The 23,464-nt window shown below is 65.9% G+C and carries 20 protein-coding genes; 11 read left to right on the top strand and 9 right to left on the bottom strand.

Features of this window, described 5'->3' with window-relative positions; translation table 11 throughout:
• Window positions 1-14 precede the first annotated feature (14 nt).
• On the bottom strand, window positions 15-560 hold the full coding sequence (locus ACIGKQ_RS16685) for a hypothetical protein (protein WP_396574494.1): 546 nt from the start codon (window positions 558-560) through the stop codon (window positions 15-17).
• Window positions 553-2,916: a DEAD/DEAH box helicase gene (locus ACIGKQ_RS16680; protein ID WP_396574493.1), complete on the bottom strand. Its 2,364-nt coding sequence runs from the start codon at window positions 2,914-2,916 to the stop codon at window positions 553-555. Before ACIGKQ_RS16680 ends, ACIGKQ_RS16685 begins: the two co-directional genes overlap by 8 nt.
• A 335-nt stretch (window positions 2,917-3,251) precedes the next feature.
• Between ACIGKQ_RS16680 and ACIGKQ_RS16675 the strand changes: the two genes are divergently transcribed.
• The 3 genes from ACIGKQ_RS16675 to topA all read left to right on the top strand — a co-directional run bounded on the left by ACIGKQ_RS16675 (window position 3,252) and on the right by topA (window position 7,422).
• Window positions 3,252-3,455 (top strand): cold-shock protein, encoded by a 204-nt coding sequence (locus tag ACIGKQ_RS16675; protein WP_004022110.1) that lies wholly within the window; start codon window positions 3,252-3,254, stop codon window positions 3,453-3,455.
• Between the two features lie 161 nt (window positions 3,456-3,616).
• Window positions 3,617-4,201: a hypothetical protein gene (locus ACIGKQ_RS16670; RefSeq protein WP_287016567.1), complete on the top strand. Its 585-nt coding sequence runs from the start codon at window positions 3,617-3,619 to the stop codon at window positions 4,199-4,201.
• A 218-nt stretch (window positions 4,202-4,419) separates the two neighbouring features.
• Window positions 4,420-7,422, top strand: a complete 3,003-nt coding sequence (topA, locus tag ACIGKQ_RS16665; RefSeq protein WP_396574492.1) for a type I DNA topoisomerase — start codon at window positions 4,420-4,422, stop codon at window positions 7,420-7,422.
• Between the two features lie 288 nt (window positions 7,423-7,710).
• On the opposite strand, the gene ACIGKQ_RS16660 is transcribed toward topA, so the two are convergent.
• A complete protein-coding gene (locus ACIGKQ_RS16660) occupies window positions 7,711-9,168 on the bottom strand; it encodes an adenylate/guanylate cyclase domain-containing protein (protein ID WP_396574500.1) in 1,458 nt (485 codons plus the stop codon).
• A gap of 171 nt (window positions 9,169-9,339) precedes the next feature.
• Between ACIGKQ_RS16660 and ACIGKQ_RS16655 the strand changes: the two genes are divergently transcribed.
• Entirely contained in the window at window positions 9,340-10,644 is a 1,305-nt protein-coding gene (locus tag ACIGKQ_RS16655; RefSeq protein WP_396574491.1) for a DNA polymerase III subunit delta', read from the top strand.
• A gap of 18 nt (window positions 10,645-10,662) precedes the next feature.
• Here the strand turns inward: ACIGKQ_RS16655 and ACIGKQ_RS16650 are convergent, their stop codons facing one another.
• Window positions 10,663-12,300: an acyl-CoA synthetase gene (locus tag ACIGKQ_RS16650; RefSeq protein ID WP_287016336.1), complete on the bottom strand. Its 1,638-nt coding sequence runs from the start codon at window positions 12,298-12,300 to the stop codon at window positions 10,663-10,665.
• Between the two features lie 171 nt (window positions 12,301-12,471).
• Here ACIGKQ_RS16650 and ACIGKQ_RS16645 point away from each other — a divergent pair, with 171 nt between their 5' ends.
• From ACIGKQ_RS16645 to ACIGKQ_RS16630, 4 genes are read left to right on the top strand one after another with little or no spacing between them, the layout of a single operon-like run.
• Window positions 12,472-13,311 (top strand): ABC transporter ATP-binding protein, encoded by an 840-nt coding sequence (locus tag ACIGKQ_RS16645; RefSeq protein WP_287016335.1) that lies wholly within the window; start codon window positions 12,472-12,474, stop codon window positions 13,309-13,311.
• Window positions 13,304-14,080, top strand: a complete 777-nt coding sequence (locus ACIGKQ_RS16640) for an ABC transporter permease (protein ID WP_287016334.1) — start codon at window positions 13,304-13,306, stop codon at window positions 14,078-14,080. The genes ACIGKQ_RS16645 and ACIGKQ_RS16640 overlap by 8 nt, the downstream gene beginning before the upstream one ends.
• Window positions 14,077-14,874 carry an ABC transporter permease gene (locus ACIGKQ_RS16635; protein ID WP_287016333.1) on the top strand — a complete coding sequence of 266 codons (798 nt, stop codon included), beginning with the start codon at window positions 14,077-14,079 and terminating at the stop codon, window positions 14,872-14,874. The genes ACIGKQ_RS16640 and ACIGKQ_RS16635 overlap by 4 nt, the downstream gene beginning before the upstream one ends.
• Before the next feature lie 37 nt (window positions 14,875-14,911).
• Window positions 14,912-15,988 (top strand): ABC transporter substrate-binding protein, encoded by a 1,077-nt coding sequence (locus tag ACIGKQ_RS16630; protein ID WP_396574490.1) that lies wholly within the window; start codon window positions 14,912-14,914, stop codon window positions 15,986-15,988.
• A gap of 53 nt (window positions 15,989-16,041) precedes the next feature.
• Here ACIGKQ_RS16630 and ACIGKQ_RS16625 read toward each other — a convergent pair whose 3' ends face one another.
• The 3 genes from ACIGKQ_RS16625 to ACIGKQ_RS16615 all read right to left on the bottom strand — a co-directional run bounded on the left by ACIGKQ_RS16625 (window position 16,042) and on the right by ACIGKQ_RS16615 (window position 17,916).
• On the bottom strand, window positions 16,042-16,461 hold the full coding sequence (locus ACIGKQ_RS16625) for a hypothetical protein (protein WP_287016331.1): 420 nt from the start codon (window positions 16,459-16,461) through the stop codon (window positions 16,042-16,044).
• A gap of 330 nt (window positions 16,462-16,791) precedes the next feature.
• Window positions 16,792-17,715 (bottom strand): LysR family transcriptional regulator, encoded by a 924-nt coding sequence (locus ACIGKQ_RS16620; protein ID WP_287016330.1) that lies wholly within the window; start codon window positions 17,713-17,715, stop codon window positions 16,792-16,794.
• Window positions 17,716-17,721: 6 nt separating this feature from the next.
• Complete coding sequence (locus tag ACIGKQ_RS16615) at window positions 17,722-17,916, bottom strand: hypothetical protein (protein ID WP_287016329.1); 195 nt, start codon at window positions 17,914-17,916, stop codon at window positions 17,722-17,724.
• Window positions 17,917-18,225: 309 nt separating this feature from the next.
• On the opposite strand from ACIGKQ_RS16615, the gene ACIGKQ_RS16610 reads away from it, so the two are divergent.
• From ACIGKQ_RS16610 to ACIGKQ_RS16600, 3 genes are read left to right on the top strand one after another with little or no spacing between them, the layout of a single operon-like run.
• Window positions 18,226-18,507, top strand: a complete 282-nt coding sequence (locus ACIGKQ_RS16610; protein ID WP_287016328.1) for a TetR/AcrR family transcriptional regulator — start codon at window positions 18,226-18,228, stop codon at window positions 18,505-18,507.
• Entirely contained in the window at window positions 18,491-18,874 is a 384-nt protein-coding gene (locus ACIGKQ_RS16605) for a hypothetical protein (RefSeq protein WP_287016327.1), read from the top strand. Before ACIGKQ_RS16610 ends, ACIGKQ_RS16605 begins: the two co-directional genes overlap by 17 nt.
• 35 nt (window positions 18,875-18,909) lie before the next feature.
• A complete protein-coding gene (locus ACIGKQ_RS16600; RefSeq protein WP_287016326.1) occupies window positions 18,910-21,261 on the top strand; it encodes an MMPL family transporter in 2,352 nt (783 codons plus the stop codon).
• A 219-nt stretch (window positions 21,262-21,480) separates the two neighbouring features.
• On the opposite strand, the gene ACIGKQ_RS16595 is transcribed toward ACIGKQ_RS16600, so the two are convergent.
• Both ACIGKQ_RS16595 and ACIGKQ_RS16590 read right to left on the bottom strand, forming a co-directional pair.
• On the bottom strand, window positions 21,481-21,768 hold the full coding sequence (locus tag ACIGKQ_RS16595; RefSeq protein ID WP_287016325.1) for a hypothetical protein: 288 nt from the start codon (window positions 21,766-21,768) through the stop codon (window positions 21,481-21,483).
• A gap of 19 nt (window positions 21,769-21,787) precedes the next feature.
• Window positions 21,788-23,008: a tyrosine-type recombinase/integrase gene (locus ACIGKQ_RS16590; RefSeq protein ID WP_396574489.1), complete on the bottom strand. Its 1,221-nt coding sequence runs from the start codon at window positions 23,006-23,008 to the stop codon at window positions 21,788-21,790.
• Between the last annotated feature and the right edge of the window lie 456 nt (window positions 23,009-23,464).

Raw genomic sequence — 23,464 nt, 5'->3', positions numbered from 1 at the left:
CCGCCGGTGCACGATCAATGCTCTTCGGGGACCACGATCCGCTGCGGATGCACCCGACGCGACTGCAGTGGCGCGAACCAGATGTGGCCGAAGTCGACGTTGTCGTCACCGAGGTGTGCCAGTTCGAAGGCGGGAACGGCTGGGGCGTCGGGCATGAAGCGGGTCGTGGCCCGCACGAACGAGGTCCAGTGAATGAGTCGACCCTCGGCGAGGAAGCCGCCGCCGACCGCGCGGCGGCCACCGGAGCCGTCGGCGAGTGCGAGAAAGACATCGCCGAGTCCCGGGTCCACCTGGGGCCCGATCATCGCGCTCTGCAGATACCAATGTGCGCTGCGGACCACCGTCGCGTGGTACCCACCGCGCTGGGCCGCACACCACGCGTAATGCAGATCGAGAGCGTCCATCGCGGTCTCGTCGTCGAAGAACACGTCGCGTTCGCCGATGGTGGCGGGCAGTTCGTCGACATTCTGGGTCGGACGTGCCAACAAGAACCACGCCGGGCGCACCGAGGTGATCGTGCGGGCCGCATGTTCGCGTCCGCCTGCGCGATCGTCAGTCATCCTTCGAGTATCGCCGACACAACAGCGTCAGCACCTTGATCGCGCCATCTTTGTCGAGCGGATCGTTACCGTTGCCGCACTTGGGGGACTGCACACACGACGGACAGCCGCTCTCGCATCGGCAGCTCGCAACCGCGTCACGGGTGGCGGCGATCCAGGTGTCGAAGGTGGCGAAGCCGCGATCGGCGAAACCGGCACCACCCATGTAACCGTCGTAGACGAACACGGTCGGCAGGCCGGTGTCGGGGTGCTGGTTGGTCGACAGGCCGCCGATGTCCCACCGATCGCAGGAGGCGACCAGCGGCAACAAGCCGATGGCGGCATGTTCGGCCGCATGCAGCGCGCCCGGGAAATCGCCGATGGTCACCCCGGCGTCCTCCAGCGACTCCGGGGTCAGCGTGTACATCACGGCGCGAGTGCTCAGCGTCTGCGCGGGCATGTCGAGTTCCACCGCATCGAGCACCTCACCGGACAGCAGCGTGCGCAGATACCCCACCACCTGATGGGTCACGTCCACCTCCACGAGGGAGACGGCGAGATCCCCGCAGTCACGACGGTCCACCACGTCGGTGATGGAGATGTCGGTGAGTTCGCGAGCCGACGTGGTCCAGTCCGGCTCCTCGGGATGTGCCAGCGCCAGACCGTCGTCCAGATCGAGTTCGTCGACCACAAATGACTCACCCTGATGGATGTGCAGGGCGCCGGGATGCACCGTCGACATCGCGCGACCGGAGTCGACGGTGCCCAACAGTTGTGAGGTGGTGGTGTCGACGATCAGCACCTGACCGCCGATGCCGCCGCGGATGTCGATGTCGGCATGCGGCTCGATGCCCGCGGCGAGATACCACCCGGCCTTGCGTCTCTTGAGTTTTCCCTCGGCAGTCAGTTCGGCCACCGCGTCGGTGGCGTCCCAGGCGGTGATCTCTTCCTCGCGCAGCGGGAGTTCGGCAGCAGCGCACAGCAGGTGGGGTTTGAGAATGTACGGATTGGCGGGATCGGTGACGGTTGCCTCGACCGGTCGCCCGAGCAAGGCGTCGGGATGGTGCACGAGGTAGGTGTCGAGGGGGTCGTCGCGGGCCACCAGCACCACCAGTGAGTCTCCGGAAGTGCGTTGGCGCCCAGCGCGTCCGGCCTGCTGCCAGAAGGACGCAACAGTGCCCGGATAACCGCCCACGATCACCGCATCCAAACCGCTGATGTCAACGCCCAACTCCAGCGCGTTCGTGGTGGCCACCCCCACCAGTTCACCGTCGGAGATGGCCCGTTCGAGTCGCCGCCGATCGTCGGCCAGATACCCGGCGCGGTAGGCGGCCACCCGGTCGACAAGCTCAGGAGCGGTCTGCGCCAGCAGATGCCGGGCCTGTCGTGCGGTCAGCTCGACGCCGCGTCGGCTGCGCTGAAAACACAGCGTCCGCGCTCCCTCGACAACGAAATCCGCGAGCAGTCGGGCCGATTCGGAACCGGCCGAACGTCGGATGGGTGCGCCGTTCTCACCCGTCACCGCGGGCAGAGAATCCGGCTCCCACAGCGCAACTGTCCGCTCGCCGCGCGGTGAGGCATCCTCGGTCACCGCGACGGCGGGTTCGCCGATGAGCCGTGTCAACGCCTCGGCCGGGCCGGCCATGGTCGCGCTGGTCGCGATGACCACCGGATCGCCACCGGCCGAGCGCGCGATCCGCAGGAGTCGACGCAGGACCAACGCGGTGTGCGAGCCGAACACCCCGCGGTAATGGTGAGCCTCGTCGACGACGATGTAGCGCAGGTGCCGAAAGAAGTGTCGCCATCGCGCGTGACCGGACAAGATGCCGATGTGCAGCATGTCCGGGTTGGTGAAGATCCACCGGGAGTGTGCACGCGCCCACTGGCGTAGCTCGACGTCGGTGTCACCGTCGTAGGCGCATGGTTGCAGATGTGTGAACTGGCGTCGAACACCTGCCGCCGCTCCGCGACGACTGTCGCCGGCCGCGCTGAGCAGTGATGTGACCGAACGGATCTGGTCGGCACCGAGAGCCTTGGTCGGTGAAAGATACAACGCTGTCGCATTCGGATCCTTCAACAGCGTGGTCACAATGGGTAGTTGATACGCCAACGATTTCCCGGAGGCCGTACCGGTGCACAAGGCCACGTGTTTTCCCTGAAATGCGTGCTCGGCAGCCGTCACCTGATGCGCCCACGGTTTATCGATTCCGTCGGCCCCGAATGCGGCCACGAGATCGGCTGGAACCCACTCCGGCCAGTCGGCGAAAGTGGCTGCGCGCGAGCCGATCACCGACATGTGCGTGACCGGAGAGGTGGACGGGTCGGTGCCGGCGATACTGCGTCGGAGCAGCTCGGACCCGAATGTGGGAGTGTGCATTGCCTGGAGAGTTCGATTGTGCAGTGTCGCGGTTCGACACGGATCTCCCATGTTACCGACGGATGTCGGGACCGCGAAAATCGGCAGGTTTGGAATCTGGTTGATCGGGGTGACTATCGCGCGCGCCGTGAACGTGATTGACTTATGGGCGGTCGCAGCTTTCGTGAGCCGCCGGGACCCCGGTGATCTCCCGAGATCGTGTTGTGACCGTGGTACTGAGGCAGGTTTTCGGGGATTCTTCCGTGGGGAACTATCGAGGTATGGCGGTCGGGACCGGCCACGACACGAGACCCATCGTGTCGCGTCTGTTGGAATGTATGTAAAGGATTGCAGTAATGGCACAGGGAACTGTGAAGTGGTTCAACGCGGAAAAGGGCTTCGGCTTCATCGCGCCTGACGAGGGGTCCGATGACGTGTTCGTCCACTACTCCGAGATCCAGGGCTCGGGATTCCGCACCCTCGAGGAGAACCAGCGGGTCGAGTTCGAGGTCGGCCAGGGAACCAAGGGCCCGCAGGCCACTGGCGTCCGCGCCGTCTAGGAGTCACCTCCTGCAAGCTGCGAAAGCTTGAGCGAAGTCGCTCCCGGTCACCATCACGGTGGCCGGGAGCGACTCTTTTGTGGCCTTGGCCGACCCGTGGTGATCGTGTCCGACGCGATGCGTGACGCTGCACGCGGCCGGTCAGGCAGTAATCTCGGTGTGTGGGCCAGTTGTCGTTCTTCTCCGCGCAGATCGACCAACCCGCGTACGAGGATCTGTCGGGTCTGCTCGCCGCGCACGGACAAGCGGTTCGATCCGACGGCGGTACGCGGATCTCGGTCGTGGTGGCGCAACGCTGGCGCGCCGACGCGCTCGTCGAGGAGATGTCCGCGACCGGGGTGGATGCCGAGGTCGTGATCTCCGATGAGGGCAATCCGATCGCGCGGACACAACCCTGCCACGATCTCGACGACCTGCATCGCCGGTGGTCGTCGGGTGCGGTCAAGGCGATGCCGTCGGGCTGGGTGCCGTCACCGCGTGCCCTGCGGCTGTGGACCCTCGCCGCCGGCGAACGCGACGGCGACCGATTCATGCTGGGTCTCGACAGCCACGCGCCCGACACGCATCCCGCGCTCGCGACCGCCCTGATGCGGGTCGGCGTGGCCCCCACCCTGGTCGGCCGGGGGCTGTCGCACGCGCTGCGCATCGCCGGCAAAAGGCGACTCGGTCACCTCCTGGAATACATCGGCGAACCCCCTGCGGTGCCCGATGCCGCCGTGCATTGGCCGCATGTCGACGGTCTGTGATGCCGCCGACCCACCGAAGCCGCAAAATTCCTCGCAAATTCCTCTGACCAGGCACTATGTGGCCGCAGCGGCGTAATTTGCCACACTGGGGGTTTGCCGACGGGAATCCGAGTGTGCAGACGACGCTATATATAAGGTACAAACCTGATCGAGTGTCGTGCGTGTGACGAGGCCGTTGGCGCGGACGACATCAGCGAATGCGAAGTAAAGGACGCCCGGTGGCCGATTCCAGCACCGCAACTCCCACCAAGGGGAGCTCGACCCGACGACTGGTCATCGTCGAGTCGCCGACAAAGGCCCGCAAGATCGCGGGGTACCTGGGAGCGAACTATGTCGTGGAGTCCTCCCGCGGCCACATCCGGGACCTGCCGCGCGGCGCCGCCGACGTCCCCGCCAAGTACAAGGGCCAGCCCTGGGCGCGTCTCGGTGTCAACGTCGACGACAACTTCGAGCCGCTCTACGTGGTCTCGGCCGACAAGAAGTCGACGGTCACCGAACTCAAGTCTCTGATGAAGGATGTCGACGAGCTCTACCTCGCCACCGACGGTGACCGCGAGGGGGAGGCGATCGCCTGGCATCTGCTGGAGACGCTCAAGCCGAAGATCCCGGTCAAGCGGATGGTGTTCCACGAGATCACCGAGTCGGCCATCCGGGCAGCGGCCGAGAACCCCCGCGACCTCGACATCGACCTCGTCGACGCACAGGAGACCCGACGCATCCTCGACCGGCTTTACGGCTATGAGGTGTCGCCGGTGCTGTGGAAGAAGGTCATGCCGAAGCTGTCGGCGGGCCGCGTGCAGTCGGTGGCCACCCGCATCATCGTCGACCGCGAACGCGAGCGGATGGCCTTTGTCTCCGCCGAATACTGGGACATCGCGGCGACCATGGACGTCGGTGCGGAGAGTTCGTCGACGCCGCGCACGTTCACGTCGCGGCTGGTGTCGGTGGATGACGCCAAGGTCGCCACCGGCCGAGATTTCGACGCGCGAGGCGCGCTCAAGAAGGCCGACGGCGTGCTCGTGCTCGACGGTGAGCGCGCCACGAGCCTGGCTGCCGCCCTCGACGGTGCCGATATGACCGTGACGTCGGTGGAGGAGAAGCCGTACACCCGGCGTCCGTACGCCCCGTTCATGACCTCGACGCTGCAGCAGGAGGCCGGCCGCAAGCTGCGCTTCTCGTCGGACCGCACCATGCGCATCGCGCAGCGGCTCTACGAGAACGGCTACATCACCTACATGCGTACCGACTCGACGTCGTTGAGCGAGTCGGCCATCAACGCCGCGCGCAGCCAGGCGCGGGAGTTGTACGGCGAGTCGTTCGTCCACCCGACACCGCGGCAGTACAACCGCAAGGTCAAGAACGCGCAGGAAGCCCATGAGGCGATCCGCCCGGCCGGCGAGACATTCCGCACGCCCGGACAGGTCGGTGGGCAACTCGAGGCCGACGAGTTCCGGCTCTACGAGCTGATCTGGCAGCGCACCGTCGCCTCGCAGATGGCCGACGCCAAGGGCACCACGATGAGCCTGCGGATCAGCGGCACCGCCACCTCCGGCGAACGCTGTACCTTCGCCGCGTCGGGACGCACCATCACCTTCCCCGGTTTCCTCTCGGCCTACGTCGAGACCGTCGACGAACTCGCCGGTGGTCAGGCCGACGACGCCGAGAACCGGCTGCCCAACCTCACCGAGGGGCAGGCGCTGACGGCAACCGAGCTCGACGCCGACGGTCACTCCACCAATCCGCCGGCGCGGTTCACCGAGGCGTCGTTGGTGAAGGTGCTCGAGGAGCTCGGCATCGGACGTCCGTCGACCTATGCGTCGATCATCGGCACCATTCAGGACCGCGGCTACGTGGTGAAGAAGGGCAACGCGCTGGTCCCGTCGTGGATCGCGTTCGCCGTCGTCGGCCTCCTGGAGGCCTACTTCGAGAGTCTGGTGGACTACGACTTCACCGCCACCCTCGAGGACGACCTGGACCAGATCGCCGCCGGCCAGGCCAACCGCACCAGCTGGCTGACCGACTTCTATTTCGGCGACACCGAAGCAGAGTCGGAGACGGCCAAGTCGGAGGTCGCCAAGTACGGTGGCCTCAAGAAGCTCGTCGGTGTGAATCTCGAAGAGATCGATGCCCGCGAGGTCAATTCGATCCGGTTGTTCGACGACGAAGAGGGCCGGCCGGTCTTCGTACGTGTCGGCCGATATGGACCCTATCTCGAGCGCAACGTCGCGGGGCCGGATGCCGAACCGGATCTCAAGCGCGCCAACCTCCCGGCCGACATCACGCCCGACGAGCTGACCCTGGCAGTCGCGGAGAAGCTGTTCGCCACCCCGCAGGAGGGCCGGTCGCTCGGCAACGATCCGCTCACCGGAAACGAGATCGTCGCCAAGGAAGGACGATTCGGTCCGTATGTGACCGAGATCCTGCCATCGGATGACGACGGTGACGACGACGGCAAGGCGCCGGCCACGGTACCGGCGGGTCCGACGCCGCGCGATGGTGGGGCCGGCGGCTCTGCCGGTGGCGACGGAGACGTTGTGCCGCTCGACGACACGTCGGGTGGGGCGACCAAGACCGCGGCCAAGACCGCCAAGAAGACGGCCAAGAAGGCAGCGAAGAAAGCCGGCCCGAAGCCGCGCACCGGGTCGCTGTTCAAATCGATGGACATCTCGACGGTCACCCTTGACGACGCATTGAAGCTGTTGTCTCTGCCGCGTGTCGTCGGTGTGGACCCGGAATCCGGTGACGAGATCACCGCGCAGAACGGTCGCTACGGCCCATACCTGAAGAAGGGCACCGACTCTCGGTCGCTGACCAGTGAGGACCAGATCTTCGGCATCACCCTGGAAGAGGCGCTCAAGATCTACTCCGAACCCAAGCGACGGGGTCGGCAGGCAGCCGCGCCGCCGCTGCGTGAACTCGGCAAGAACGACTCGGTGTCGGACAAGCCGATGGTCATCAAGGACGGCCGCTTCGGACCGTACGTGACCGACGGCGAAACCAATGCCAGCCTGCGTAAGGGGGACGAGGTCGACTCCATCACTCCGGAACGGGCGATGGAGTTGTTGGCGGATCGTCGTGCCCGTGGGCCGGCCAAGAAGTCGGCGAAGAAGGCCGCCAAGAAGGCTCCGGCCAAGAAGACCGCCAAAAAGACTGCGGCCAAGAAGGCAACCGCGAAAAAGACTGCGGCAAAGAAGAGTACGGCGAAGAAGTCGGCGGACTGATCTCGATACGCCTGCTCGCCTAACGGCTCGCACGCTACTCGATCCGAGGATCTCGACCAGCTAGACCTATTAGAGATACGCCTGCTCGCCTAACGGCTCGCACGCTACTCGATCCGAGGATCTCGATACGCCGACTCACTCCGTTCGCGGCTACTCGATCAGCGGCGGGGCGACGAAATCCGTCGGTCCACTGCGCCGCCGGGTGGCGCCACCAGTCGGTGGTCGAGTAGCTCCGAGCCGCTAGGCGAGGAGCGTATCGAGACCCCACACGGACCCCCTCCGCGCCCGTCAGATGTCCACCGGCTCCAACAGCGGCCGCGCGAGCAGGGTCTCTATCCCGCGTCCACGCAGCTCCACACCCTCACCGATATCCCAGTGTTCGGCTTCGGACTGCGAGGCGAGGAACACCGCACGCGCGGATCCGAGTACCCGGGTGGGTTCGTCCTTGGCGAGCTCGGTCAGTCGCGCCGCCTCGTTCACCGGGTCGCCGATCACCGTGTACTCCAGCCGCTGCTCGGAACCGATGTGGCCGGCGATGGCCTTACCCGCCGACACCCCGATACCGATGTCGGTGTCGCCGAGCGTGCGATAGAGCTCGGTGCGCAGCTCGCGTGCCGATGCCAGCGCGCGACCCGCGAAGTCGTCGAGATCCAGTGGTGCGCCGAAGATGGCGAGCGCCGCATCACCCTGGAATTTGTTGACGAATCCGCCGTGACGCCCGACCACGGCGACCACCACCCGGAAGAACTCGTTGAGCAGGTTGACCACCTCTCGCGGCGGTCGGTTTACCGCGAGCCGCGTCGACCCGACGATGTCGACGAACAGCACGCCGACGTAGCGCTCCTCGCCGCCGAGTTCGGTTCCGGTCTCGATGGCGCGACGGGCCACATCCTCGCCGACGTAGCGGCCGAAGAGGTTGCGCAGTTCTTGGCGCTCCCGCAGATCCGACACCATGTCGTTGAAGCCGGCCTGCAACAGGCCCAGGTCGCTGCCGTCGTAGATCTTGACGGCGACGTTCAGATTGCCGGCCGAGACCTCGCTCTGCGCCTTGCGTAGCTGCTTGATCGGGTCGTTGATGGCCGCCACCACCCGGACGATGGCGATGACGCTGAACGCCAGCGCCGCGCCCGACATCCAGAGGATGGGGCGCTGCAGTCCCTCCGGGTCCGTCTCGATCCAGCCCAGACGCTGCAGGATGATCAGACCGATGATGACCGCCAGCGGAGCGACCACGCTGACCACCCAGAACACCGCGATGCGTGTGGTGACACTCGGGGCCACAGCCGCGTCGGGTTCGTTGGCCATCGCCGCGACGGTGATGGGTCGCAGCACCTTCTCGGCCTGCAGGTAGGAGAGCACACAGGTCACCAGCGCGCCGACCGCGCTGGCCATCGCCACGATGAACGCATTCTTGTGCGAGACGGAGAAGTTCACCATCGTGAACAGCACGCCGCCGACCGTCCACAGCCCGAGGTTGACCACCGACAGCACATACGGCAGCTTGAGCGCCCGGCGCCGCGCGTTCGCGTTGTCCAGGCGGGTGCGCCGCCGATGCCAGATCAACACCGGCAAGGACAAGTGGATGCTGAGGAACCCGCCCACCAGCATCGCGACCACCAGGTAGATCGCGAAGATCACCTGATTGAGCGCGGTGATCTCGTCGAGGCTGTAGGAATCCTCCAACGGCATGCCGAACCGGAGGAACGCGAAGGTGAACAACGCGCCCACGACGTTGGCGCGCAACATGTCCAGCGCAAGGATCGGCCACGGCGTATGCACCAGCCAACGGGCCAGATGCAGGCCCTTTGACCACCGAGACCGACGTCTTATCACGCTTCAAAGGTAGCGGGCTGCTTGCAATTGTTAAACACGCGCGGTTCCCGAAGACGTGTCCGAACTGCGCATTACGCTGGCACTGTGACAAATGTCTTCGATCGGATGATCGGCCAGGCGACGATTGCCGAGGAACTGCGGTCCGCGGCCCGGGCGGCGCGTGCGGTCGCGGCGCGCCTCGACGAGGGCGACGCCGGGGCGGTTTCCATGTTCGCGCCGCCCGACGATCCGGACGGCGACACGCTGGCCGGGGCCGTGCGGGCCTCGATGACACATGCGTGGCTGTTCACCGGTCCACCCGGTAGCGGACGCTCGGTGGCCGCGACCTGCTTCGCCGCGGCGCTTCAGTGTCAGACTCCCGACGGCGCCGTGGGCTGCGGCGAATGCCGCGCTTGCGTGACGGTGATGGCGCAGACCCACGCCGACGTACGCCACGTGGTCCCGCAGGGTCTGAGCCTGTCGGTGCTCGAAGCCCGCGATGTGGTGCAGGCAGCAGCCCGACGGCCTGGCACCGGACGGTGGCAGATCGTCATCGTCGAGGATGCCGACCGGCTCACCGAGCAGGCCGCCAACGCATTGCTGAAAGCGGTCGAGGAACCGCCGTCGCGGACGGTGTTCCTGCTGTGCGCCCCGTCGGTCGACCCCGACGACATCTCGGTCACCCTGCGATCGCGGTGCCGACACATCGCACTCGGCACCCCGGCGGTCGCCGACATCGAACGCGTGTTGATCGACCGCGACGGCATCGACCCGCAGCGCGCGGCCTGGGCCGCAGGAGTGTGCGGGGGACACGTGGGCCGCGCCAAACGTCTGGCCACCGACGACGAGGCGCGCGCACAGCGGGAGAAGGCGCTGGGCCTGGCCCGGGCGGCCACGCGAGACTCGACCGCTTATGCGGCGGCCGAGGCGCTGGTGCGCTCGGCCGAGGAGGCCGCCAAGGCGATCAGCGCCGAACTCGATGAGTCCGAGACCGAGGAGATGAGGACCGCGCTCGGCGCGGGCGGCACCGGCAAGGGCACGGCCCGGCCTCCGCGCGGTACCGCCGGTGCGCTCAAAGAACTGGAGAAGCGGCAGAAGTCGCGAGCGACTCGCGTGCAACGGGACATGCTCGACCGCGCCCTGGTGGATCTGGCGGCGTTGTTCCGGGATGCGCTGGTGATCTCCGTCGGGGCGCAGGTGGCCGCCATGCATCCGGACAAGACCGACGACATCGCCGTGCCGATGGCCGGCTACGCCGCGCCCGAGCAGCTGCTCCGGTGTGTGGAGGCCGTGCTCGACTGCCGGACCGCCCTCGATGTCAACGTGAAACCCAAGTTCGCCGTCGACGCCATGGTGGCCACGATCGGCCTGGCGATGAACGACCGGCGCCGAGTGGGCGCCGGTCGCTGACGCCGGCATTCTTTCGACTCAGGTGAGCGGGCCGGTCGGCAGTTTCCGACGCACCAGCTTGCCGGTGGCGTTGCGTGGGAGGTCATCGATGAAGACGACGTCGCGGGGCACCTTGTAGCGCGCCAGATTCGACTTCACGTGCAGTTTCAGGTCATCGACCTGCGGGTCGGCGCCTTCGGCACGAACGATGAATGCGCGCAGCCGCGTGCCGAACTCGTCGTCCTCGACCCCCACCACCGCGACGTCGGCGACGTGCGGATGCTCGGCGAGCAGATTCTCCACCTCGAGGGGGTACACGTTCTCGCCGCCGGACACGATCATGTCGTCGTCGCGGCCCTCGATGAACATCAGTCCGTTCTCGTCGAAACGCGCCATATCGCCGGTCGACATGTAGCCGTCGATGACCTGCTTGTTGCGTCCGTCCGTGTAGCCCTCGAACGGCGCACCGTTCTTCACGAACAGTCGGCCGGGCACGTTGGTGTCGGTGATCGGCTGATCGTTGTCGTCGTACAGCGCGAGGTGGCTGCTCACGGGCGCGCGTCCGACGGTGCCCGGCGCCTGCCGGAGCTCGCTGGGGGTCGCCACCGACGCGATCGCGACCTCGGTGGAGCCGTACATGTTGTAGAGGACATCGCCGAATGCGTCTTGGACGGCCTCGGACAGGTTCGGCGACAGCGCGGAACCGGCGACGACGATGATCTTGAGGGAGGAGAGGTCGTAGGACTTGATGACGTCGGGTCCGAGCGCCACCATCCGGTGCAGCATCGTCGGCACCGCCACCAGGACCTCGGCGCGATTGTCGGCGATGGCCGCCAGGGTCTTCTCGGCGTCGAAACGACGCATGACGACGGTCTTGTTGCCGAGAGCTGTCGCCACTCCCCACACCGCGAAGCCGGTGGAATGGAAGGTCGGCGACACGATGACCGCGGCACCGTTCTGCGGGATCGGGATGCGGTCGAGCAACAGCGCACTCGTGAACGGTGAGAACCGCCCACGCTGGGCGCCCTTCGGCAAGCCGGTGGTGCCACTGGTCAGGATGACCAGACCTCCGACCTCCTTCGGTTCCGGCGGCAAGCTGGTGTCACCATCGGCGACCACGTCGTCGAGGGTGCGCACCCCCTGGGGGACGGGCCGGTTTCCGTCAACCCAGCTCAGATAGCGCGGAAGGCTGTCGGGCAGGCCGTCGAGCAGGTCGATGAATTCCTCGTCGTAGAACATCACCTGCACGTTCTCGCGTTCGGCGACCTCCGCGAACTGGGCCTTGCCGAAGCCGGTGTTCATCATCGCCAACCGCACGCCCGCCAAGCCGGCGGCGGCCAGCACGGTGAGCAGCCCCCGGTGGTCGCGGGCGAGAACGCCGATGACGCTGCCCGGGGTGAGGCCGATCGCGAGGAGTTCGTTGGCGAGTGCCTTCGCGTTGTCGTTGAGTTCACCGAAGGTGAGCGTGCCGCGTTCGTCGGTCAGCGCCGGCGCATCGGGATGCACCTCAGCCCCGTGCAGCACGATCGTCGCAGGCGCACCGAGCGTTTTGCTGCGCTTCACCGCGGTCGCCAGCTCGCGCGGTTTGGTGAGGTCGAGAGCGCCGGAGCGCTGCAGGACACGCACCGCGCCGACCGTGTCCGTCAAGGTCTGAAGATGATCGCGGATCGATGCCATACTCGGCGGCCTCCCGTTGTCTGTGTCACACGCCACGTGCTCTGCTCACACTCTAAGGGTTCTGACACACACTGTGATCAGATTCCCCCCTCGTGACGACCGTTCGGAAAGCGGACAGTGATAATTCGACGGTAATCAGCAAGCAACACCTGGCTCCTAACGTCACGCTGCATGAGTGCTGCCGCGACGCGCCCGCCGGGAACCGGCATCGACATCTCCGGGCTGACGAAGACCTTCTCGACACGGGCGCTGCGGGGCAGCTCGACGGTGACCGCACTCGACGACGTGTCGATAGCGACGCCGGAAGGCTCGTTCCTGTCACTGCTCGGGCCTTCGGGCTGCGGCAAGTCGACCGTGTTGCGAATTCTGGCCGGACTCGAGGAACCGACCACGGGAACCGCTTTGATGAACGGCCAGTCGCCGGCCGATCTGCAGCGCAATCACGAACTCGGCATCGCCTTCCAGGATTCGGCCCTGCTGCCGTGGCGATCGGTGGAGGCCAACATCAAGCTGCCGCTGCAGGTCGGGCGGATGCCGGCCGACGACGATCTGGTGGGCGACCTCATCGACCTCGTCGGCCTCTCCGGATTCGAGAAGTCCAAGCCGGCCACCCTGTCCGGTGGTATGCGCCAACGTGTCTCGATCGCCCGCGCGCTGGTGGTCAAACCCACCGCGCTGCTGCTCGACGAACCGTTCGGCGCTCTCGACGACATGACCCGGCAACGGCTCAACGTCGAACTGCTGCGGATCTGGACCGAGAAACCAGCCACCACGCTGATGGTCACCCACGGCATCGCCGAGGCCGTGTTCCTGTCCGATGTGGTGGCGGTGATGAGTCCTCGGCCCGGCAAGGTCGTCGAGATGGTTCCGATCGACCTGCCGCGCCCGCGGGTCCCGGAGATGATGCGCACCCCGGAGTTCCACAAGATCCACGACCATCTGTCGGGGTTGCTGTTCGGCGGCACCGACGACCACCGGCGAACCGCCGCCGCGGAGGTCACTCGTGGCTGATCTCGGTGGTGCCAACCGCTGGTACGCCGGGCTGCTCGGCCTGCTCGGGCTGATCGCGCTGTGGTGGACCGCCGGCGCGCTGGACTGGTTCAGCGGCACGATACCCACACCGGGCGAGGTCATCTCGACGATCGCCGACACCGGGCTCGCGTTCTATGTCGACAACTTCTCCTCGACGGTCGAACTCGCCACGCGCGGGTTCCTGTGGGGTAACGGCCTGGCCATCGGGCTGGCGGTTCTCGTTGTCCTGATCCCGCCGATCGAGGGCCTCGCCACCCAGCTCGCAATCATCTCCTACTGCACGCCGATCATCGCGGTCGCACCGATCATCCAGGTCGCTTTCGCCGAGGTGCAGACGATGATCGTCTTTCTCGCGGCGATCTCGGTGTTCTTCACGACGATGATCGGCACCCTGACCGGACTGCGGTCACCGCATCAGAGCAGTCTGGATCTGATCCGGGTCTATGGAGGTGGGCGCGCCGCCCAGCTCCGCCGGGTCCGGTCGGTGTCGGCGATACCCAACACGCTTGCGGCGGTCAAGATCGCGGCGCCCGCCGCGGTGCTGGGTGCGGTTCTCGGGGAGTTCCTGGCGATGCCCGACACCGGAGCGGGCCCGGCGATGATCGTCGCCCAGCAGCGCGGCGACATCCCGGAGGTGTGGGCGATTGCGCTGATCAGCGGTGCCATCGCCGGTGTCGCCTATGCACTGATCAGCGTGGTGGCGCGGTTCGCCACCCGGTGGTCGGCGGGGATGGCGGTGCTGCGATGACCGCGACCGGATTGTGGAGTATCGGCCGATTCCTCGGGTCCCTGGTGATGTCGTTCGTGCTGATCTTGGTCATCTGGTGGCTGTTCCTGCTCGCCTTCCCCGACATCGGGCCGATCATCGGTCGTACCCCGGCGGATGTGTTCGAGTATCTGTTCACCGCCCCGGACGCCGCCGAATCGCGTGCCAAGATCCTCGACAATCTCTGGATCACGTTGACAGACGCGGCGATCGGGTTCGTCGTCGGTATGACGGCGGCAATCCTCACCGCCGCGTTGTTCGTCCTCTCGCGGCCCGCGGCGCAGACGTTCATGCCGATCGCGATGCTGCTGCGGTCGGTGCCGCTGGTGGCGATGACGCCGTTGATCACGCTCATCGTCGGACGCGGTGTGGCGGTGGTCGCGGTGATGGGCGGGATCGTGGTGTTCTTCCCGGCGCTGGTGATGATCATGACCGGGCTGGCCAACGCGCCACGGCAGATCAACGATGTGATCACCGTGTACGGCGGGTCGTCGGCGACCGCGCTGCGGATGGCGGCCATCCCGGCGGCGGTGCCCTCGTTGTTCAGCGCGGCAAAGGTGTCCGTGCCCGGCGCCATCGTCGGCGCGACCGTCGCGGAATGGTTGGGCACCAACAAGGGGCTGGGCGCCACGCTCCAGCAGGCGCTGCCCGCCGCCGCCTACGACGAACTGTGGGCGTCGGTCCTCGTCATCACGGTGGCCTCGATCGCCGTCTACGCGGTGGTGGGTGTCGCCGAGACGGTGGTGCTCGCGCGGATGGGCATGCAACAGAACTGATCTCCGGATCATCCGGGGGGACATGGAAAGGGAACAGATGAGTAACTCGTTTTCACGCGCCACCTTCGACCGGCGGTCGTTTCTGCGGTACTCGTTGACCGCCGGCGGTGCTGTCGGAGCTCTCGGTGCGACCGGGCTGCTGGCCGCGTGCAGCAGCGGGAGCAACGACTCGGGCACCGCCTCGTCGATGAATCCGAAGGTTCAGCTGTCGTGGCAGAAGAACATCGAATTCGCCGGTGAGTACTGGGCATTGGAGAATGGGTATTACGAGGCCGAAGGACTCGGAACCCCGGAGTTGCTGACCGGTGGTGGTGCCGGCACCGGGGTGGAGACCGGCCTGACGTCCAACAAGGTGTGGATCGGCATGACTGCCCCGCAACTCACCGCGCCGGTCATCCTGCAAGGTGCCCAGCTGATGACGGTCGCCGCGACGTTCCAGAAGAACCCGTTCTGCATCGTGTCGTCGGCGGAGAACCCGATCCTGTCGCCGGAAGAGATGAAGGGCCGCAAGATCGGTGTGCAGGCATCCAACGAGAACGTGTTTGCCGCGTTGCTCACGGCCAATGGCATGACCGAGTCCGACGTGCAGAAGATCACCGTCCAATACGACCCCACGCCACTGACCACCGGAGATGTCGACGGGTGGGTCAGCTACGTCACCAACGAGCCGATCACCTTGGAGGCCAGTGGATTCCCCAATGCCAACTTCCTGTTCGCTGATTTCAACCTGCCGCTCGTCGCCGAGACGCTGGTGGTGCGTCAGGAGACCATCGACAACGAGCGCGACAAGGTCAAGGCGTTCCTGAAGGCCGACATCCAGGGCTGGTACGACGCGGTCGCCGACCCGGCCGGGTCGGCCCGTCTGGCGGTCACCAAGTACGGCGCCGACCTGGGTCTGGAGGAGGAGGAGCAGACCAAGGAGGCCATCGCGCAGAACGGACTCGTCGTGTCCCCGGACACCGAGGCCAACGGCCTGCTGACGATGACGGACGGGTTGATCGAGGAGAACATCATCGCCCTGGAGAAGGCCGGCTACTCCATCAAACCGGAGCAGATCTTCGACATGTCGCTGATCGAGGAGGTGTACGCGGAGAATCCGGATCTCAAGCGGTGAGTAATCACGCGGGTCGGACGGGAAGCTGAGGTGCTGGGCGGAAGCCCACTCACTCAGTGCTCGTCGGCCAGCTTTGCCCACGCCCACGCTGCCGCTGCGCTCACCGGTACCATCCCCACTCCCCACGGGACGTAGATGTCCAGGATGTTCTGACTCGCGGACCCGCCCGCCAGTCGCATCACGACGAAGCCGACTGCGAGGGTCGACACAGCGGCACAGTATGCGCCGATGATATATCGGACTTCACCGGAGAGCTCGGGCTTCCATGCGGCGAGAGTTCTGTCCGATACGGCCCACGACGCCGCGAGTAGAGCAGCGGGGATCCCTGGCCACCACAGGAAGGTTGGCGGAAAGATCAGGGCGATCTTCAGTGCGTCCGGCTCGTAGAAGTAGTAGATGAGCCCGAGGTACAAGACGGGGGGCACGAGTGCGGCGGTGCGCGACCGTGGAGCACGGGTCAGTGTCGTCGTCATCAGTACGCCAACGCCGACACTACATTTCCGAGGAATCTACCCCAGACGATTTCGGCAACCCGCCCATTGAAGTAGTCGGGGACGGGTGCATCGGTTGTGTTTGCGTATACGTTGAGTCTGAGTTGCTCGGTATCGTTCCATAATGGAACCTGACAGTACTTCCCGCACCGTCTTAGAGATGAGATGTCATGTGCAGCAGCCATGGTAGCCATCCCGTGCGCAATCAACGCTTCTGGAGACACGCGCATTCCCATTCAACCGAGACCCCTGCTCGTCGTGTGCTGTGCCACCAGTAAGGCGAGTGTCTCTCAAAATGGGCAACCGGTGCAATCATCCGTTGGAATGATGGGTCGCTGACTTGTGGCTCGAAGCGATGTCGAGCAGGTCGCGGGCCGGGCCGCGCAGCCGGATATTCGATGACCACACGGCGCGCAGTGGGCGGATCATCTGTAGGCCGTTGACTTCGACCCGCACCAGCCGACCCGCCTCGATGTCGTCGTCGACCGACAACCGTGACAACACAGCTGCACCGGAGGACGTCAGCACCGATGATCGAATCGCCGTCACCGACCGTAGTTCGATGAGCGGTTCGGTCGGGCTGACGCCCGAATCCTGCAGAGCCGCTTCGTAGGTCACGCGGGTACCGGAACCGGGTTCGCGTTGGATCAGCGGTGTCGCAGCGAGTTCGGCGATGTCGACGGTTCGCCCGTTCGACCACGCGTGTCCGGGTGCGACCACGACGACAAGCTCGTCGCGTGCGACCAGCGTATCGGTCAGATCGCCGGTGCTGCCGGGGCTCTCGATGAACCCGAGGTCGGCGTCGCCGGCGTGAACCGTCTCGATGACCTCGGCCGAGTTCATCGGGCGTACCGAGATCTTCACGTCGGTGTGGTGGGTGAGGGAGGAGATCCAGCGGGGGACGAGGTATTCGGCGACGGTCTTTGAGGCGGCCACCACGAGTGTGGCATGTCGGGCGTCGATCAAGGCGTCCACGCCGGTCATGAACTGGGCGCCGCGCTCGACCAGGGCGTTGGCCCACTCGAGCACTGCCATGCCGTTGGCAGTGACGTCGACGCCGCCGGCGGAGCGGATGAAGATCTCGACCCCGAGTTCGCGTTCCAGTCCGCGCACCCGAGCGCTGACTGCCTGCTGGCTGATTCCGAGTTCGCGGGCGGCTGCACCCATGCTGCCTGATCGTGCGACGGTGACGACGATATCGAGCGCCGCCAGATCCGGCAGCCGACGGGCGACCACGCGGGTCTACTCCGCGACGGGGGTACCGCCGCCCTCGGTGTCGTCGGAGGGGGCGTCGCCGGCGCTGTTGTCATCGGACGTCTCGTCTTCCTCGCGCAGCGGGTCGTACCCGTCGACACCCTCGAGGACGGTCAGTTCTTGGTCTACCGCGGCGGAGAAGGCCTTGGCTTCTTCCTTGATCTTGTTGATGAAGTCAGACATGTCCTCGCTCCTTACCCGGCGACCTGCTCCGATGCGATCGACGTCCTGCATCCCACTATAGGCAAACCGGGAGGTCGAAAATGTGCCGCCTGCGGGCCCTCGAGGTCGACCGCTCAAAGGCGGGTCATATCTGCGATGCCGCGCCGGACGGCGACGACCGAGGTGATGGCGCCGAGAATGGCCGTCGGGGAAATCGCCGCGGCGTAGAAAGTGACGGCGCTCACAAAACTCATGCGAAGTGGCGGATCACGCGAATATTGCACTCGCCAGAAACTTTGCACTCGGCGGAAAGAACGGCACGCTGGAAGCATGACTGTTGCTCCCGGCCTGCGCGAGTCGAAGAAGGCGGAGACCCGTACGGCGCTCTCGCGCGCCGTTCTGAGACTGGCCGCCAGGGACGGTCTCGACCGCGTGACGATTGATTCCGTGTGCGCCGAGGTGGGTGTCTCCTCACGCACGTTCCACAATTACTTCTCCGACAAGGTCGAGGCCATCATCCATCTGATCGATGACCTCATCACGCGGATCATCGCCCACGCCGAATCGCGGCCTGAGAACGAGTCTCTGGCAGATAATGGAATACAGCATTAGTGAGGCCGCAACCATGGAAGGTGCCGAGGATCCCCTCGAGATCGTCGCGCTTTTCCGCATCACCATGACCGAGCCGTCGTTCGTCGCCCACCACAGCACCCATCTCGCGGCCGAGGCCATCGACGAGCGTTTCGACTCGCTGTGCCGGACCCGCGGCTACGACGGGCGCGGCTTGTTCGGACGCCTCGCCATCGAGTGCGCGCTCACCACCGCGCGTGTGGCCCTCGAGTACTGGGCCGACCTGCCAGAGCCGCGCCCCGAGATCGCTGACACCCTCAGGACGGCGTTCCGGCAGACGGCAGCCGGTATGGCCGACCCGGTGCCGGGCGCGGCTGCCAGTGACATCCCCGATCGCCGTCACTCCTGACCACGACCACTACGACTACTGCGAGGAGCAATCCTGTGGCTGAACGCCTCTATCGGATCGGGCGCTGGTGCTACCAGCATCGATTCGCGACCATCGGCGTCTGGGTGCTGGCCCTGATCGTGCTGGCGGCGGCGGCCGCGGTGATGTCGAAGCCGGCGAGCACCAGCTTCTCCATCCCGGGGATTCCCTCAGAGCAGGCCCAGAACACCATGGTGGAGCGGTTCCCCGACAAGCCGAAATTCGGTGAGGGGGTGAGCATCACCTATGTGGTGCGGACCCCTGACGGTGCGCCGCTGACCGAGCCGCTGTACCAGGAAGCGATCGACGGTCTCGTCGAGGACATCAAGGGTATCGACGGCGTGCGAGCCGACGCAGTCGTCAATCCGTTCACCATGTACGGCACCGCCGACGCTCCCGGGCCCGCCCGGCAGCAGGTGGTGACCTTCCACGAGCAGGCGTTCGGCGACACGCCTGGACAGGCCCAGCAGGACGCGCAGATCACCTCGCCGATCACTGCCGACGCCACCGCGGCGCAGATCGGCGCGAGCTTCGTCTTCGACAGCTACGCCGACGTGCCGGCATCGACGCATGAGCAGATCGAACAGGCCGCCGAGGATGCACGCGCCGCCGGCCTCGACGTCGCGATGAGCGGCACCGCGCTCCCTCAACCGGAGATCTCGTTCGTCTCCGAGTTGCTCGGCGTCGCCGTGGCGGCGATCGTGCTGATCCTCACCTTCGCCTCCCTCGTCGCCTGGGGGATGCCGCTGATCACCGCGATCGTCGGCGTGGGCGTCGGCATGCTCGGCATCAGTGCAGCGTCCTACTTCTTCGAACTCAGCTCGGAGACACCGATCCTCGCGACGATGATCGGCCTCGCGGTGGGCATCGACTATGCGCTGTTCATCCTCTCGCGTTATCGCCACGAGCTGCACCGATCGGCGAGCCGCGCAGAGGCGGCCGGCCGTGCTGTGGGCACGGCCGGGTCGGCGGTGGTCTTCGCCGGGCTGACCGTGTTCATCGCGCTGGCCGCGCTGGCCGTGGTCAACATTCCCTTCCTCACGGCGATGGGTATCGCGGCCGCCGGCACGGTGGCCGTGGCCGTCGCAGTGGCGCTCACCCTTCTGCCTGCGGTACTCGCACTGTTCGGCGGCAGGGCATTCGGCGGTCGGCTGGGATTCCTCAACGCACCCGACGTCGCCCCGAACGAGGTCGAACGCCGCCACAACGGCCGACGCTGGGTGGAACTGGTCATGCGCCGTCCGGCAGTGGTCACCGTTGCCGTGGTCGTCCTTCTGGCGATCCTGACGATTCCGATCTCCGGGCTCAGACTGGCACTCCCGGGTGATGGGACCGCGGACCCGTCGACGCCGGAGCGGCAGGCCTACGAAATGGTCGCCGACGAGTTCGGTGCGGGATACAACGGGCCGCTGGTGATGGTGGTCGACGGCCAGGGCATTGCCGATCCGACCGAACGGATGCAGGAGTTCGATCAACTGCTGCAGCAGGTGCGCGGTGTGGACGACGTGGCGGATGCGGTCATCGGGGCGGACGGCCTGAACGAGGCCCGCGACACCGCGATCATCACCGTGATCCCGGAGAGCGCATCCACCGACCAGTCGACCCACGACCTGGTCAACGAGTTGCGTGGTATGGAATCCGCTGTCGCCGAACGCGGTCTCACCTACGGTGTCACAGGTCAGACCGCGATCGAGATCGACATCTCCGACCGGCTGTCGAGTTCGTTGTTGCCCTACGTCATCATCGTCGTCGGTCTGGCGTTCCTGCTGTTGATGGTGGTCTTCCGATCGATTCTGGTGCCGCTGACCGCTGCCGTCGGGTTCCTGCTGACCGTTGGCGCCACGTTCGGCGTCACGATCGCGCTGTTCTCGGACGGATGGTTCGGACTCGTCGAGCCGCAGCCGCTGGTCAGCTTCTTCCCCATCATGCTGGTGGGGATCGTGTTCGGTCTCGCCATGGACTACCAGGTGTTCCTGGTGTCGCGGATGCGTGAGGCGTATGTCCACGGCAGTAGTGCGCGCGAGGCGATCGCGGAAGGTTTCTCCCACAGCGCCCGAGTCGTTGCGGCCGCTGCCACGATCATGATCTCGGTGTTCGCCGCGTTCATGCTGCAGGAGTTGGCCTTCATCAAGGCGATGGGCTTCGCCCTGGCTGCCGCGGTGTTCTTCGACGCCTTCCTCGTCCGGATGACGCTCATCCCGGCCGTGTTGGCTCTGCTCGGCGACCGAGCCTGGCAGCTGCCGAAGTGGTTGGATCGCCTCATCCCGCGTGTGGACATCGAGGGGGAGAAGCTCGGCGCAGCGGGCGAAGACTCGGTCGACGAGGATTCGACCACCCCTGATCGGGGCGCATCGGCCGGGATCCGGTGATCGGCAGACGTTTGGCGGTGGGACCCTGGTCCCAGGTGGAGCCGCCCAGGGGAATCGAACCCCTGACCTATTCTTGCCGAGGCCCGTCCATCTGTCGCTATCGAATGTTGCGAATGTTGCGTCTGACCTCGCCGGATCGCAACGTCCCTGGTCATATCAGATAGTGATTGATAGCGGCAGATGGATGCGAAAGTGATGGATAAGTGTTGGATCGCGTAGCTACTCGCCAGGTTCGTACGCGACGACGCTTCCCGACTCGATCACGATTCGGCCGCCGCGGCTCACGGCCTCGGCAGCGGCGGTCAGGCCCGGCTCGGCGAAGGCCTCGCCGGTCGCCTCCGCCCACCTCGATGCCAGCGCAGATCGGACGTCATCGACTGGATGTCCGGAGAAGTCGTGGGACACGGTCTCGAGCATGCTCTGAAGGCTGGCACCCACCTGGTTGAGCTGTCCGCCGATCGCGTTCGCAAGCTGGTCTTCCCAGCCTGAGTTCCATTCGATGGGCACGTGCCTGTTCCTCTCGTCGTCAGCTGTCGGTGGTTGGTGCCAGCAGGTCGAGCACTCGTGTCAGGTCGGGGGCGATCTGTGCGCGCTGGACGTAGTGACGGGTCGTGACCTCGGTACCGGAGTGACCCAACTGGGCGGCCGCGTCAGCCAGCGAAGCCTCTCGCTCGACGAGGGTGGCCACGGTCTTGCGGAAGGTGTGCGGCTTCACCCACTCGAACTCATCGCCTCGCGCATCCCGCAACTGCCGGCGAACGTTGTGCGGATCCCGCAGAGTGCCGCGCTCACTCGGAAAAACCACGTCGTGAGGGTTCGGCTGTGCCGACACCTTCACGCGCATCAGTGTGGCGACGGCGAATCCTGGCAGCGTCACCGTTCGCCATCCCGCGTCGGTCTTCGGGTGCGTCTGACGCACGAGGCCGCCGCCGTCGGCGACCCGCCCCGGCAGGCGCACGACCGTTCCGCTGATCGTCGCAGTGGGCGTTGCGGCCTCCAGGTCGATGTCAGTCCAGCGCAACGCGAGCAACTCGCCAATGCGTGCACCTGTCGCCAGCTGGATGTCAACGAGATCGAGCATTCCGCGGGCTCGCCGACGCCCACCTTGGCGCGGATTGCGGTCGGTGTCCTGCTCCCACTCTCGGACCCGCTCTCGGTAGGCGCGTAGCTCGTCGAGCGTGAGTGCTCGGACGGCTTCACGTTTCGACTCCGCGACAGATACCTCGGTCGCCGGGTTCACACCCTCGTATGCGTCCATGCGAATCGCCAGAGAGAACATGCCGCGCAACACCATCCGCAGCATGCGCGCCTTGCTCGCCTGTTCCGGCGCCTCGTGCGAGACGAACCAATCGAGTGCGCCGGGCGTGACTTCGCGAAGCTGCAAGGCGCCGACGCCACTGTCGATCAGGCCCAGATATCGCCTGTACTCGGCGATCGTCTGCGGCGCCACCTTGCCCTGGTCCTCGATCCGCGCGATCCAGTTCGCGCCCAGTGCACTCACTGTGGATGTCGGGACGAGTTCAGATGTCCGCGCAGCTGATGAACCGCGGCCACACGAGACTGCCACCTCAGCTGCCCGTTTGACGACGGCGGCCTCCGCCCGGGCACCGGACGTAGCGTCGGACTGCACGAGACGCATACGGCCATCGCGGCATCGAACACGGCACTTCGCTCGCCACTTACCGGGTTCGAGCTGGGTGCGCGTGACCTTGCCGATCTCGCCGATCTCGAAGCGTCGTCTCGCCATTCGCCTGTTCCTTCCGACACGACTAAGCAAAGGTTACTTGGTGAGAGCGACAAGGTGCGTTAGGCTGCGGGTGTTAGCGCTGCTGGCCGTGGGCCGGGCGATCAACCTCGATTTTGAGGCGGTCACCCATGCCCGTAACCGATCTAGCCGCAAGCGCATCCGCGAATCGGACCGATGATGAAGTCTGGACTCCGAAAGTCTGCGCGGAGTTTCTTCATGTGCATCTCGCCACCCTTGCTCGGTGGCGCAGCGAATGCCGCGGACCTCGCTACCTGAAGATCGGCCCGAAGTCTGTCCGCTATCGACCCGAAGATGTCCGAGAGTGGCTGGCGGACAACGTCACCGATCCGAAGAGTCTCCGATAACCGCCGCAGATGACCTGCGTCTCTGTCGCTTCACGCAATCGAACTGCTGGCCGTGGGCCGGGTTCTCCCACCACCAGGAGACACCCATGCC

Origin of the sequence: Gordonia sp. NPDC062954, assembly GCF_044543825.1 — a bacterium.
Taxonomy (GTDB): Bacteria; Actinomycetota; Actinomycetes; order Mycobacteriales; family Mycobacteriaceae; genus Gordonia; species Gordonia tangerina.
This window is presented reverse-complemented; position numbering and strand designations above follow the sequence as displayed.

Bases quoted from the DNA above. Each gene is read 5' to 3' on its own strand.
- ACIGKQ_RS16685 (WP_396574494.1), bottom strand. From the start codon at position 560: ATGACTGACGATCGCGCAGGCGGACGCGAACATGCGGCCCGCACGATC.
- ACIGKQ_RS16680 (WP_396574493.1), bottom strand. From the start codon at position 2,916: ATGCACACTCCCACATTCGGGTCCGAGCTGCTCCGACGCAGTATCGCC.
- ACIGKQ_RS16675 (WP_004022110.1), top strand. From the start codon at position 3,252: ATGGCACAGGGAACTGTGAAGTGGTTCAACGCGGAAAAGGGCTTCGGC.
- ACIGKQ_RS16660 (WP_396574500.1), bottom strand. From the start codon at position 9,168: ATGTTGCGCGCCAACGTCGTGGGCGCGTTGTTCACCTTCGCGTTCCTC.
- ACIGKQ_RS16650 (WP_287016336.1), bottom strand. From the start codon at position 12,300: ATGGCATCGATCCGCGATCATCTTCAGACCTTGACGGACACGGTCGGC.
- ACIGKQ_RS16645 (WP_287016335.1), top strand. From the start codon at position 12,472: ATGAGTGCTGCCGCGACGCGCCCGCCGGGAACCGGCATCGACATCTCC.
- ACIGKQ_RS16635 (WP_287016333.1), top strand. From the start codon at position 14,077: ATGACCGCGACCGGATTGTGGAGTATCGGCCGATTCCTCGGGTCCCTG.
- ACIGKQ_RS16630 (WP_396574490.1), top strand. From the start codon at position 14,912: ATGAGTAACTCGTTTTCACGCGCCACCTTCGACCGGCGGTCGTTTCTG.
- ACIGKQ_RS16625 (WP_287016331.1), bottom strand. From the start codon at position 16,461: ATGACGACGACACTGACCCGTGCTCCACGGTCGCGCACCGCCGCACTC.
- ACIGKQ_RS16615 (WP_287016329.1), bottom strand. From the start codon at position 17,916: ATGTCTGACTTCATCAACAAGATCAAGGAAGAAGCCAAGGCCTTCTCC.
- ACIGKQ_RS16610 (WP_287016328.1), top strand. From the start codon at position 18,226: ATGACTGTTGCTCCCGGCCTGCGCGAGTCGAAGAAGGCGGAGACCCGT.
- ACIGKQ_RS16605 (WP_287016327.1), top strand. From the start codon at position 18,491: ATGGAATACAGCATTAGTGAGGCCGCAACCATGGAAGGTGCCGAGGAT.
- ACIGKQ_RS16590 (WP_396574489.1), bottom strand. From the start codon at position 23,008: ATGGCGAGACGACGCTTCGAGATCGGCGAGATCGGCAAGGTCACGCGC.